Genomic DNA, 14,186 nt, shown 5'->3' with positions numbered 1-14,186 from the left:
AGAAGAAATACTTGATTGGGGTATTGGCTCTGCATATTGTGAAATCCTATCTAGATTTTTAATGTTGGATGTTTGTTTAATTCAAGTTGCTAGATGTTAAGTCTAAAAAGGATTGTAAAACATGAAAAATCATGACACCTAACTACTAGTCTCATATGGTACTATTTTCATAGATTGAATTAGTGAAATTTTAATTGTATAATTTACAAGTATTTTAAATGAGTATTTATACTTAGAAAACTAGAAAAGGAGAAGCCATGAAACAGCAAAAATTGATTATAATTACGATTATCTGTTCACTTATTTGTTCTATTATTCCATTTTTTGACCGTGCCCAAGCTATAGAATTAACTAAAAGCTACTTTGAAGTAAAAGAAGATAGTGAATTCTTTTCTATTGAAGGAGAAAAAGCTGGTGTAATTAATAAAGGGTTTATTATAGAGGGAATAAAGGAAGAACAGGATGACCAGAATGTGGGCTTCTATATTAATGAGACTTTCTATTTAATGGATGAAAGTTTACTAGAAGCAACACAAGAATTAGAACAAGCTTCAGATGAATTAGCAGAGCTTGTTCCAGTCGGAGAATTTATCAGTAGTGATTCAACTTATATTTATAGTGAGTTGGGTAATGAACAAAGTAGTGTTATAGGAACACTAGTGCCAAATCAGACGTATACATATACTAAAGACAATACGGGTTATTTTGAATTAAAACTAGGTGGGGTAATAGTATTTGTTAAAAAGGATGAAGTTCAGACATATACAATTAATCAAGAAGAAGAACCAGCAAGTAGTATAACTGAAAACACTGAAAACGAAGCTAATGGTTCATCTACTCCTGAACAACCTAATATAGTAGAAGAAGAGAAACAAGCAATTGAAGTTCTTGAAGAAACTGATCGTGTAAATGAAGAAGAAGTCGATGCAATGACCGTAAATGAAAGTACTGATGCTACTGTATTAAGTGCTTTTTCAAAAAATGATCGTTATTTTGAAGTGATTAATACAACACCGATCTATCTTAAAAAGAATAATAAATTAGTTAGAGTTGGAAGATTAACGATAGGTGAAGAATATCCGAGAATAAGAGATTATGGTGAGAACTGGCATGAAGTTAAATTTAGTAATACTGTTGCTTATGTTAAGAAAGAGGATACTAAGCCATCAAATGGAGCAGACATCAAAAATCTTATTAATGGGGAGAAATCTTCTACTAGGAATGTTATAGCCAAACAAAATATTGCAGTTTATGATAATTCATCTGGTGAGCTTGTTCCGTATGCATCAATATATGAAAATGTAAACTATCATATCATAAGTGATTATGGAAGCTGGTACAAGATTTCCATTCTCGACCGGGTCGGGTTTATTAGAAAATCAGATGTAACAGAAAGCTTTTCATCAGCTATTAAGTACTTTAAGGTCACTGATGCAACAGCAATGTATATAAAGCAAAATGATAAATTAGTTCGTGTAGGTAGGTTATCGGTAGGAGAAGTATATCCTAGAGTCCGTGATTATGGTGCAAATTGGCACGAAATCAAATTTGGCAATAGTGTAGCATATGTAGAAAAAAGATATACTGAGCCTTCAGATGGAAATCAAGTAAAGAATCAAATAACAAATTACAAGAATTCATCCATTACCTTTCGACCAAAAGAAAACATTGCTGTTTACGAAAATAGGAATGGTAAGCTAATTCCGTTTGCAGGTATATACACGAATGCCTCTTACCCCGTTTTAAGTGATTATGGAAGTTGGTTTAAGGTTGTAGTTGCAAATCGATTAGGTTATGTAAGGAAAAAAGATATAGATGTTGAGTTCAGTAGCAATATGAAACTATTACAGGCCACCGTTAATACAGCCATTTATATTAAAAAAGGTGGCAATTTAATCAGTGTCGGTTTTGTCAAAGAGGGCCATGTCGTTGAAAGAATAAGAGAATATGGAGCAAATTGGCATGAAATTGAATATGGTAATGGAGTTGCTTACATACGAAAGCAATTCACGAGTCCATCTACAATTAAAATTGTTAATAAAAGTGCAGGAGAAGTAAATACAAAAACAAGCTTTAAAACAAAGATAAATAGTGCTGTTTACCATAATGATTCAGGGAAATTAGTGCCTTTTGCATCAATAAATGCAAATGAAACGTATCCGATTGTAAGTGATTATGGAACTTGGTACAAAATTAAGATATCAGGTAGAGTTGGGTACATAAGTAAAGAGCATGTAACAGTCCTTAGAAATGATCTTGTGAATCCTGTACAAACATATTCTTATAAAGAGATGGAGCAGGATATTTTTTCTCTAAATGCAATGTACCCATCGATTGTTGATATTAAAACTATTGGTAAATCGGTTGATGGTAGAAACATCTATGCTTTAAAGCTTGGTACTGGTAAAACAGAAGTCCTATTCAATGGGTCACACCATGCTAGAGAACATATGACAACCAATTTATTAATGGAAATGATTGATGAATATGCACAAGGCTATGTTGGGAGCAAAGCGATAGATGGTTATAATGTTAAACAAATCTTAACCAATACTAGTATATGGTTTGTTCCTATGGTTAATCCAGATGGAGTAACATTAGTTCAGGAAGGTTATAAAAGTGCAAAAAATCCTTCATATGTTTTAAAAATTAATAATAACAATAAGGATTTTTCTGCTTGGAAAGCGAACATAAGGGGTGTTGATTTAAATAGACAATACCCAGCAGATTGGAACAATATATGTTGTAATCCAGGAAAGCCAGGACCGCAAAATTATAAAGGTGAAAAACCATTAAGTGAGCCAGAAGTAAGAGCGATGTATAACTTTACTCTTGATCACAGCTTTAAGACAGCTGTTTCATATCATTCATCTGGCGAAATTATTTATTGGCATTTCCACCAGAAATCTTCTGATTATAGTCGAGATTATAAATTAGCTGAAAAACTATCTGATAAAACAGGATACAATTTAGTAGCACCAAAGAGTAACCCAAGTGGTGGTGGTTTTACAGATTGGTTTTTAATTAATCAAAGACAGCCAGGCTTTACACCAGAAATCTCTCCTTACGTAGGTACAAGACCTGTACCATTAAAAAACTTTGAAAGTATATGGAAAGAAAATCATTCTGTTGGGTTATTAATGGCAGATGAAGCGTATAAAAGAACTAAATAAGATCACAAAAATCTCCTTAGCTAACAACTGAGGAGATTTTTGGTTCTAATTACCTAGTAAAATATTATGATGAATTGTAGTTTTTTTCCGTCGAAATTTGGTAGTATAATAGAGACGAAGTTTATGTAGGGGGGAAATAGAACGTAAATGATTAAAAAATTAGGGATACTTTTGGCACTATCAATGTTGATAATTTCAACATTTGCACAAACAGTCTCATTTGCTAATTCAAATGATGCATCTATGAACAATGATAGTGTATTAGTTTCGAGTAATTATGTTGAGATGATTGAACAGGCTCAAATTTTTTCAGAAGAGAATGGAGAGGTTGGTCAAGTAAATGTAGGATCTGTCTTGACCGTCAAAGAAAAAAGAGATGGGAAAGTCTTTTTTCAATGGGGACAAGAATTGGCTTATGTTGAACTTGAGAAAACAAAAGATACTCTTTTGACAGAGGAAAGTCTTCTTACACCTTATGATGAATTAAAAAGTAATGAAGGCTACTTTAAATCAAGTGAAGATGTAGAAGTACAACTTCTTGATACTAATCTGGAAGTGGAATCTGGGGATTTTTTCTTCACTATTCAATCTGATATTCTTTACCCGGTAGTGGAAAAGAAGGATGGTTTTCTGAAGATTGCAATAGGCGGTTTTTATTATTACCTTCTAGATGATCAATCGAGATTTTCATATGTTGCTACAGATAATATATCTGATCCAACAAATGAAGAGCCCACAACAGACCCGACTAATGAGGAACCTTCTGATGTTGACGAAGAACCTGTAGTAGAGGAAGATCCTGTTGATGGAGAAGAACCTACAGTAGATGACGAGAATAAAGAAGAAACAAATCCAAGTAGTACTAAAGATAATACTCCATCAGAATCTTCTGATGAAGACATGTCGAATGTTGCTGAGGATGAATCAGTAACTACTGAGAATAATAAAGAAGAAACAGATCCACAGATCACAACAAAAACGACTGCTAGTGCACAATTTACATCATCGATTAAATATTTTGAAGTAACTGGTGCTACTGCTATCTATATAAAAAAGGATGGCGACTTAATTAGGTCTGGTAGATTAAGTGAAGGAGAAACCTACCCTAGAATTCGTGACTATGGTGCAAATTGGCATGAGATCAAGTTTGGTAATAGTGTTGCCTATGTAATGAAGGATTATACAAAACCAGGTAGCTCATCAAACATTAATAACTTAAACGGACCATATAATAATTCATCAAAAACGATTAGACCGCTTATCAATGTTGCAGTATATGATAATACGAGTGGGAAATTAGTTCCATTTGCTGGATTATATACAAATATTGATTATCCAATTGTTGGTGATTATGGTAGCTGGTATCGAGTTATTGTAGCAGGAAGAGTTGGCTTTGTTAAAAAGTCTCTTGTTAGTACCTCGTTTACTTCTACAGATAAATACTTTAAAGTCTTAGAAACGACTGCTATTTATGCAAATGAAAATGGAAAGCTTGTAAGAGTAGGAAGAGTCCCAGAAGGTGAAGTATATCCACGTATTAGGGATTTTGGTAATTGGCATGAAGTGAAATTTGGTAATGGTACTGGGTACGTTGCTAAAGAGTTTACTACACCATCTGATGGAACAAGCCTTAAAAATATAAACTCAGGCTATAGCAATACTACGAGATTCTTTATACCAAAGGAAAATGTTGCTGTTTATGATAATTCAAGTGGAAAGCTCATTTCATTTGCAGGAATAAATGAAGGGGTAAAATACCCTATTGTTGGTGATTATGGTAGCTGGTTCAGGGTTATTTACTCTGATCGAGTAGGATATGTGAGAAAGTCAGACGTGAATGTTGCATTTAATACTTCAGATAAGTATTTTGAAGCAACTGAGGATTCTGCAATTTATATTCTTGAAGGCAGCAAACTAGTTAGTGTTGGTGCTGTGTATAAAGGACAGGTATATCCAAGAATTAGGGACTACGGAAATAATTGGCATGAAGTGAAATTCGGTAATACTGTCGGTTATGTTAAGAAAGATCTAACTATTCCTTATATTGGATCGATTGGAGATCTAAATAATACACAAAATAGTTCAAATTCCTTTTATCTAAGCCAAAACATTGCTGTATATGCTAAAAACAGCTCTGGTGATCTAATCCAATATTCCGCTCTATATGCTAATTATAGATATCCAATATTAAGTGATTATGGAAGTTGGTATATGGTTGATGTTTTAGGTAGGGTTGGATATGTTCGTAAAAGTGATGTTCAAACTGGACAGGCTGTCACGACAGAAGCATTACCGGTATATAATACCTGGGAAGAATTATCTGATTGGGAAATACATTTGAGCACTGATTACACTCATAAAGATGTTCTAACTTATGGAGATTTTGTAAACATATTAGAACAGTATTCATACGGTGCAAAAATCATGTTTAATACAAATGAAATTGGATGGGTTCAAAATAGTTATTTATTAGATAACCCATTAGATGCCGATTATTTATTAGTAGAGGACCGAAATATCCGAACAGATCGTTTGGTAAATGATAGTACGTTAATCGGTCTTGTAAAAGGTGGTACCAAAGTAAAAGTTCTTGAATACCAGTATAATGGAAAAGATTCTTATAAACATTGGTATAAGATTAGAACATCTGATGGCAAAGTAGGCTGGATAACTGGATATTCTAGTTCAAGAGGAAAGTTGCTTGTCCGAATTGAAGATGCTTCTAGTACATTTAGTATTTTTACAGACCTTCGTACACAACAACAAAATGTAACTGCAGAGGCTATCGATGCGTTTATAAAGAGTAAAAAAAGCGATAGTGTGTTAATTGGAATGGGTAAAACCTACGTGGAAGCTGCTGAGCAAAGTGGAGTTAATATTATTTATTTACTTGCGCATTCAATACTTGAGACTGGTTGGGGAACAAGTAGTTTGGTGAAGGATAAGAATAACTTCTTTGGAATTAGAGCCTTTGATAGCTGTGCATATAGTTGTGCATCATCTTGGGATACAAAAGAAGAAGGTTTAATTCAAGGATCAATATGGATTGCAAATAATTATATCTACGATGGCTATAAGCAATACACCGTAGATCATATGCGTAATAACCTACAAGTACATCAATATGCAACAGATGAAGCTTGGCATCAGAAAATTGCAAATCTTGGTAGAGAATTTATTGCATTTCAAAACAATAATAAATAATACTAAAAGTGGTGTTAAAAGGTAAACTTTTAACACCACTTTTTTGTTTGATTTAAAATATTAATCTAGGATTCAAAGCGTGAAAAGGCTAATTTCCCCTACCATTTTCGATGTATAATTTGACTAAATAAAAAGGCAATTGGAAGTTTTGGTTAGAATCTTAATTTGACGATTTCTATTTATTAGTGTTAAAGTTAATTTTGTGTGATATGATAAAATTGTCGAATAAGGAGGAATATTAGAGTGGGTTTAGATAAAGAGAACTTACCATATGTATCGATTATTACTCCCTCCTATAACTCTAGTAAATATATAAAAAAGACTATTGATTCAGTTAAAATGCAAACTTTTAAAAACTGGGAAATGATAATTGTAGATGATTGTTCAAAAGATGACACAAGATCTATTTTACGCAAATTATCTGAAGAAGACTCTAGGATAAAAGTCATATACTTAGAAACGAATAGTGGAGCAGCTGTAGCAAGAAATACAGCCATTGACGCGGCAATGGGTAAATATATTGCCTTTCTAGATAGTGATGATCTCTGGCTTCCAGAGAAGCTTGAAAAACAAATTAAATTTATGGAAGAAAAAGACATTCTTTTTTCTTTCACAAAATACGATGTAATTGATGAAGAAGGGAATAACTTAAATAAACCTGTTAGTGTTCCTGAAAGTATTGATTATCATGGGTTATTGAAAAATACAATCATCGGATGTTTAACGGTTATGATAAACATCGAAAAACTAGGGAAAATGAAAATGCCTGAGATTAGAACAAGACAGGATTTTGCATTCTGGTTGTCTATATTAAGAAAAGGGCATAAGGCATATGGAATAAATGAAACACTTGCGCAATATAGATATGTTGCTGATTCAATTTCTAGTAACAAAGTAAAAGCTGCAAAAAGAAATTGGCAAGTATACAGAGAAATTGAAAAATTAGGCTTCTTTTATTCTGCTTGGTGTTTTATCAACTATGCATATAACGGTATTAAAAAAAGATCTTAATTTAAAAATGTAATAATATTTACACAAATTTATCTTAGGTTTATTATTTAATATTACCTATCCGTCTGTTAAAATGTAGGTACCTGAAAAAATTGGTGAACTTTAACTTGTTTAGATAAAACAGATTAGAACAAAATAATAAAGACTTATTATTAAAAAGGTGAGCAGATATGGATATTAAACTAATTGTAGCATTTTTTGTTTCACTGGCCACCGTATTATTAATAACTCCACTTGTTATAAAATTGGCTATTAAGATAGGCGCAACTGATAAACCAAATTATAGAAAAGTACATGAAAAAGTAATGCCAAGAATGGGTGGTTTAGCAATTTTCGCGGGTGTCTTTGCTGGTTATTTGGCTTCTGGATTGTATAGTGTGAAAATCACAGGTATATCTTTAGGTGCAGTTTTAATCATTATCTTAGGTATTTTAGACGATATGTATGAATTATCTGCTAAAGTCAAATTCTTAAGCCAAATAGTGATTGCACTTATGATTGTAGCAACTGGTCTAACCATTGACTATATTACAATACCGTTTGTGGTTGAAAAATTTGAACTTGGCTGGTTATCTTTCCCACTAACTATCTTTTGGATCGTTGGTATTACAAATGCCATAAATTTAATTGATGGTCTAGATGGTCTAGCAGCAGGAATATCTTCCATTGCTATTGCAACATTAGCAGTTATGGCTGGTATGGCTGACAAGGCGCTAATCTTAACGTTATGTTTAATTGTACTAGGTAGTACAATTGGATTTTTGTTTTATAATTTTAATCCGGCTAAAATATTTATGGGTGATACCGGGGCATTGTTTTTAGGGTACTGTATTTCGATATTATCATTATTGGGCTTATATAAGAGTGTTACACTTTTTAGCTTTTTAATCCCAATTATAATCTTAGGAGTACCTGTATTTGATACAACTTATGCAATAATAAGGCGTGTATTAAATAAGCAACCAATATCTGCACCGGATAAAGGTCATTTACATCATCGACTGCTTGCTTTAGGCTTTTCACACCGTAATACAGTTTTGTTAATATATGGATTAGGGATTTTGTTTAGTATATCTGCGATATTGTTATCTTCTGCCACTTTATGGGGAACGATCATTATCATTTTTGGATTGCTTATTTTCCTACATCTAGTTGCTGAAGTTATTGGTATAGTTAACGAAAAGTATAAGCCTTTAGTAAAGTTTTATCGGAAAGTATTTGGCAAACAACTATAAAATAAGTCATTTAAAACCCGACATGAATTGATGCATGTCGGGTTTTTGTATAGTTTTTTTGTTTGAAAAGTAGATGTTTGGACTCCTGTTTTTAGGAGAATAAAGACATTGGCGTTGATTAAGGGATGAAATGCAGAATAGTTAGAGATATAAGCAAGTTTTAATGATAAATGGGAAAGTTATTAGTTTAAAGACAAAAAAAGAGACCTCTTTTTTGATAAGAGGTAACCTTTTTATCAATTGTTTCTACTAGCAGGATTTAGTTATTGTGAAAGGTTGGAGTAACTATCTTCAGTTCCTGTATTGATGTCTAAGTGTGTTTTCAGTTCCTTTTGGATTTCTGCGACCGAATCCTCATTTGGATCAAAGTAATAAATATCATTTTCGTATTCGTCTGTTCCTTCAATCGTTAGCCTATCGATGCTACTTGAACTAAAATTTGAATATTTCTGTTGTATTCCTAACGCTTCCATGACTGCCATATTTGTTTCTACATTATCTCCAACATGCTTTGCTAAATCATCTAACTTTAACAAGCTATTAGGGGACATGACTTTATCAATAACAGCAGTAATGATTTGTTGCTGGCGTTCATTTCGTCCGAAATCGCCACGCGGGTCTCTTTTCCTCATTCTTGCATAAGCTAGCGCCTCTACACCGTTTAAATTCATTCTACCTTCTTCGAAGTAAATTTTAACGCCACGTTCACTTTTCTCCCAAAAATCAAATGGTACGTCAACAACAACTCCATCTAATTCATCAATCACTTCTTTAAATGCATTGAAATTTATTGTTGCATAGTAATCAATAGGAATGTCTAAGAAGTCTTCTACTGTATCAATTGTTAATTCTTTTCCACCTTTTGAGAATGAGTGATTGATTTTGTCAGAACCTTCTCCGGGAATTTCAACTCGAGTATCTCGAGGAATACTTAAAAGCTTCATTGTCTTATCTTCTGGATTAAGTGTGGCAACCATAATGGTGTCAGAACGCCCTCCACTTCCATCACTTGCATAATCTTCAACTCCTAATAAAAGGACTGATACTGGATCGTTAGAGATGCTTACAACTTCTTCGCGAAGCTTTGATTTTTCTCTACCCAAATCATCATATGATTCATTCGCAGCTACATAGGTTTGAAATAATACATAGCCTATATAACCTAAAACTACTATAAATATTAGTAGTACAAGGAATAAAAGTCTTCTTAGTATGGGCCTTCTACGCTTTTTCCTTCTCATTTCTTTTCTATTCATATGTTTCTCCTCAAAGTTAAATTTGTACTTGCTCTTCTAGGTAGACAACATCTCCTTCAGAAATATCACCTTTCCCATTTGTCAGCTCTGTCATCCAGTCAATAAAGGTACCCTTTTTATCTTCTTCTACATATGCTTCCACTTCAACATCATTTAAATAATGAATTTCTTTCAATAAAAATGTGGAAGAACGTAATTCATTTTCCACTTTTCCCAACCATGTATAGTCAATTTTTGTATGCATCACACGCATTAGCTTTCGTTCGACGATTCCGATCGCGTTTAACCCTTCAGAAACAGACTTTCCGTAAGCGCGTATTAATCCACCGGTTCCAAGCTTAATCCCACCGAAGTAACGGGTTACAACGACAACAGTGTCTTTTAATTGTTTCTTTTTTAGCACTTCTAGCATTGGAACTCCGGCGGTTCCACTAGGTTCCCCATCATCATTTGCTTTTTGGATATGATCATTTTCCCCAATGATATATGCAGAGCAATTGTGATTGGCGTCATAGTGTTTCTTTTTTATTTGCTGAATAAAGCTTTGAGCGTCTTCTTCATTGGTGACTCGCTCTATATAACAAATAAAACGTGATTTTTGGATAATTATTTCATGCTCTCCATAGCCTTTTACGGTATAATAATGTGAAAGCATGCTTGTACACCTCCTGACAAGCAAGCAAAAATAGAATAGCACATTCTTTTATTATAAAACGACATTTTTTTTACTTCAATCGTTAATAATGTGACAAACTAAAAAGAGTTATGTTGAAAGTTGTAAAATGGTGTTGTTGTTCAGGTTTAGTATACATAAAAAACGGAGGGAATAATGTGAACTCCAATAAGATAGATAGCAAATTACTCGATGAAGTTTTAGATAAAATGATCCATACAGTGGATGGAAGCAAGGATGAGATTTTTCAAATTGGAGAGGAGTCTCGTCAACAATATGAAGCATTAGTAGTGGAGCTAAAGGATATAAAGATTCAAGTGAGTAAGGTGATTGAGGAAGGAGATAAACTTGAAGTCCATGCGCGATTTGCACGTAATCGACTTTCACAAGTGAGCAAGCATTTTAAGGAGTTTTCCGAGGATGAAATTCGGGAGGCTTATGAAAAGGCTCACAAGCTTCAAGTAGAGCTCACAATGATTCAGCAGCATGAGAAACAGCTGCGTGATCGTCGTGATGACCTCGAGCGTCGTTTACTTGGTCTTCAGGAAATTATTGAGCGTTCTCAGTCACTCGTTAGTCAAATTACAGTTGTTTTAAATTATTTAAATCGCGATATCCGTCAGGTTGGATTACTATTAGAGGATGCTCAGCAAAAACAAGACTTTGGGTTACGGATTATCGAAGCCCAAGAGGAGGAGCGAAAGCGGGTATCAAGAGAGATACACGATGGTCCGGCACAAATGCTTGCTAACGTAATGATGCGTTCTGAGCTAATTGAACGAATTTATCGTGAACGTGGTGCAGAAGAGGGTTTTAAGGAAATTCGTAACTTGCGTCAAAACGTTCGTAATGCTTTATATGAGGTTCGTCGGATCATCTATGACTTAAGACCAATGGCATTAGATGACTTAGGACTTATCCCGACCCTCAGAAAATATATGAATACAATCGAAGAATATAATGGAAAAACGAAGATTCACTTTGAAAGTCTTGGCTGCCTTGAAGCAAAAAGACTTACTTCTCGATTTGAGGTTGCCCTTTTCCGTCTTGCCCAAGAGGCAGTTACAAACGCCTTGAAACATGCGGAGGCAACAGAGATTTTTGTTAAGGTCGAAGCAGCAGAGGAAACCTTTACGATGGTTATTAAAGATAATGGTAAAGGGTTTGAATTAGAGGAATTTAAAGGAAATAAAGACAAGAAATCGTTTGGACTTATCGGTATGAAGGAAAGAGTTGACTTGTTAGAAGGGAAAATGACAATTGATTCTAAGATTGGTGTAGGGACTTTTATCATGATTCAAGTACCATATCAAGTTGGTTAACAAAGGTAATTAGATAAATACGGTCTAAAGGCTTATTGACGGTATAGATGGCTAATAGACTAGAATAAACTAGTGGGGAGGCGTAAGCATGAAGACGAAAATTGTAATTATTGATGATCATCAGTTATTTCGTGAAGGTGTAAAACGCATTTTAGACTTCGAACCAAGTTTTGAGGTTGTAGCAGAAGGTGATGACGGAGAAGAGGCTTTAGCAATCGTTGAGGCACACAAGCCTGATGTCGTGATCATGGATATCAACATGCCAAAAGTAAATGGTGTCGAAGCAACAAAACAATTAATTGAAGCGAACGCTGAGACAAAGGTCATTATTTTATCAATACATGATGATGAAAATTATGTAACACACGCGTTAAAGACAGGTGCAAGAGGCTATTTATTAAAAGAGATGGATGCAGATACACTGATTGAAGCAGTAAAGGTTGTCGCAGATGGTGGCTCTTACTTACATCCAAAAGTAACTCATAATTTAGTTAATGAGTTCAGACGACTTGCAACATCAAGTGGACAAGCTTCACCAACTCAGCACTTACAGCCAGAAATCCGTCGTCCATTACATATTCTTACTCGACGCGAGTGTGAAGTCTTACAAATGCTTGCAGACGGTAAAAGTAACCGTGGAATCGGTGAAGCATTATTTATTAGTGAAAAAACAGTTAAAAACCATGTAAGTAACATTTTGCAAAAAATGAGTGTAAATGATCGTACACAAGCTGTTGTTGTTGCGATTAAAAATGGTTGGGTTGAAGTGAAGTAAATGTAATTAGAGGGTCAGGCTCTTTTTAGGAGCCTGGCTCTTTTTTTGGAGATTTACCAATTTAAATGGAGTATGGACATTGAAAAGTAAGCCGGTATTTGTCGAATGGTCGATATCTTTTTGTTTTCGGTTGATATAATTAGCATTTCGGACAATATATTAAAAAAACCGGACAATAAAATAAACGAACTCGACAATAAAACTTTAACAACCGACATAAGTTCGTGTTCCACTTTAGATTGCTTTTGACCTCAATGCTAAAGGTAGTGTAATTACATACATGATCCGTTAAAATATAAGTAAACTATAAGTATTGTAATAAGGAAGGAATTAAAATTATGAAAACGGCTATTTTAACAGATAGTACCGCATATATCACAAAGGAAATCCGTGAAAAGTATAAGATCCATATGATTCCATTAAGCGTCAATTTTGGGATGGAAACCTATCAGGAAGAGGTCGAAATTACTGCTGAACAATTTTTCGCAAAGGTTAGAGAGAAGCAGGAGCTCCCTACAACATCACAGCCTCCAGTAGGAATGTTTGTAGAATTATTTGAAAAACTAGCTGAAGAATATGATGCAGTCATCTCAATCCACCTTTCAAGCGGTGTTAGTGGTACATATAACGGAGCTGCAACCGCAGCAAATATGGTTGATAACATAAAGGTTTACCCATTTGATTCAGAAGTGAGCTGTATGGTACAAGGCTTTTACGCGCTTGAAGCATCGGAAATGGCTCTAGCTGGAAAAACTCCTGAAGAGATTTTAACACGCTTAGAAGAAATGAAGCAGTCAATGCGTGCCTATTTTATGGTTGACGATTTAACGAACTTGCAGCGTGGGGGACGATTAAGTGGAGCTCAAGCATTAATCGGCAGCTTACTACAAGTTAAACCGATTCTCCATTTTGAAGATAAAGTCATTGTTCCTTTTGAAAAAATCCGTACCCGGAAGAAAGCATTAAACCGAATGTATGAGCTTTTTAACGAAGATGCTGAAAAAAATATCCCAATCAGAGCAGTGGCGATTCATGCGAATCAGCCTGATGAAGTAGAGAAAATGAAGCAGGAGCTTGAAATGAAGTATCCAAATGTTGAATGCTTGATTAGCTATTTTGGACCGGTTACTGGTACCCATCTAGGAGAGGGTGCGATTGGTCTAGGATGGTATAGGAAATAAGTATTGTTTTCTATAGTGTTCATAAAAAATATATAAGGGAAAAGTACGGAAGTTCTAGTACTTTTTTCCTTTGTTTTAGTAAAATTATGGACACGTTGAAATATATCCTTCATAATACTGATGAACTATGCAGAGGAAGGTTTGATTGCTATGAGTTTTACCTCCAGTCAAGACACAAAGAACAACAAGGAAGACAAGAAAAGAACATATCGTCATTGGACAACCCTAGAAGATCGCAAACTTTTAGAATTGCGTAATAGTGGGATGAGATTTAAGCATATCGCAACACAATTATCTCGAACTGCCATTAGTGTAGAAAAACGATATCGGAAAATTTTAAAAGGTGAATGAGGTGA

At 34.3% G+C, this 14,186-nt stretch carries 10 protein-coding genes; 8 read left to right on the top strand and 2 right to left on the bottom strand.

Annotated features, from left to right (window positions below; genetic code table 11):
* Positions 1-257: 257 nt before the first annotated feature.
* The 4 genes from I7822_RS08795 (at position 258) to I7822_RS08780 (ending at position 8,623) form a co-directional block, all read left to right on the top strand.
* Entirely contained in the window at positions 258-3,173 is a 2,916-nt protein-coding gene (locus I7822_RS08795) for a M14 family metallocarboxypeptidase (RefSeq protein WP_207977076.1), read from the top strand.
* Positions 3,174-3,320: 147 nt separating this feature from the next.
* Positions 3,321-6,377, top strand: a complete 3,057-nt coding sequence (locus tag I7822_RS08790; protein WP_207977074.1) for a glucosaminidase domain-containing protein — start codon at positions 3,321-3,323, stop codon at positions 6,375-6,377.
* A 243-nt stretch (positions 6,378-6,620) separates the two neighbouring features.
* A complete protein-coding gene (tuaG, locus tag I7822_RS08785) occupies positions 6,621-7,388 on the top strand; it encodes a teichuronic acid biosynthesis protein TuaG (RefSeq protein ID WP_307847708.1) in 768 nt (255 codons plus the stop codon).
* A gap of 170 nt (positions 7,389-7,558) precedes the next feature.
* Positions 7,559-8,623 carry a glycosyltransferase family 4 protein gene (locus I7822_RS08780; RefSeq protein WP_207977072.1) on the top strand — a complete coding sequence of 355 codons (1,065 nt, stop codon included), beginning with the start codon at positions 7,559-7,561 and terminating at the stop codon, positions 8,621-8,623.
* A 263-nt stretch (positions 8,624-8,886) separates the two neighbouring features.
* On the opposite strand, the gene I7822_RS08775 is transcribed toward I7822_RS08780, so the two are convergent.
* Both I7822_RS08775 and I7822_RS08770 read right to left on the bottom strand, forming a co-directional pair.
* Positions 8,887-9,879 (bottom strand): LCP family protein, encoded by a 993-nt coding sequence (locus I7822_RS08775; RefSeq protein ID WP_207977070.1) that lies wholly within the window; start codon positions 9,877-9,879, stop codon positions 8,887-8,889.
* Positions 9,880-9,895: 16 nt separating this feature from the next.
* Complete coding sequence (locus I7822_RS08770; protein ID WP_207977068.1) at positions 9,896-10,534, bottom strand: YigZ family protein; 639 nt, start codon at positions 10,532-10,534, stop codon at positions 9,896-9,898.
* A 176-nt stretch (positions 10,535-10,710) separates the two neighbouring features.
* On the opposite strand from I7822_RS08770, the gene degS reads away from it, so the two are divergent.
* From degS to I7822_RS08750, 4 genes are all read left to right on the top strand, one after another.
* Entirely contained in the window at positions 10,711-11,874 is a 1,164-nt protein-coding gene (gene degS / locus I7822_RS08765) for a two-component sensor histidine kinase DegS (protein WP_207977066.1), read from the top strand.
* A gap of 88 nt (positions 11,875-11,962) precedes the next feature.
* Positions 11,963-12,649, top strand: a complete 687-nt coding sequence (gene degU / locus I7822_RS08760) for a two-component system response regulator DegU (RefSeq protein ID WP_207977064.1) — start codon at positions 11,963-11,965, stop codon at positions 12,647-12,649.
* A gap of 338 nt (positions 12,650-12,987) precedes the next feature.
* Positions 12,988-13,830: a DegV family protein gene (locus I7822_RS08755; RefSeq protein ID WP_207977062.1), complete on the top strand. Its 843-nt coding sequence runs from the start codon at positions 12,988-12,990 to the stop codon at positions 13,828-13,830.
* Between the two features lie 150 nt (positions 13,831-13,980).
* Positions 13,981-14,181: a hypothetical protein gene (locus tag I7822_RS08750; protein ID WP_207977060.1), complete on the top strand. Its 201-nt coding sequence runs from the start codon at positions 13,981-13,983 to the stop codon at positions 14,179-14,181.
* Positions 14,182-14,186: the final 5 nt, after the last annotated feature.

This window comes from Metabacillus bambusae (assembly GCF_017497975.1).
Classification (GTDB): Bacteria; Bacillota; Bacilli; order Bacillales; family Bacillaceae; genus Metabacillus; species Metabacillus bambusae.
This window is presented reverse-complemented; position numbering and strand designations above follow the sequence as displayed.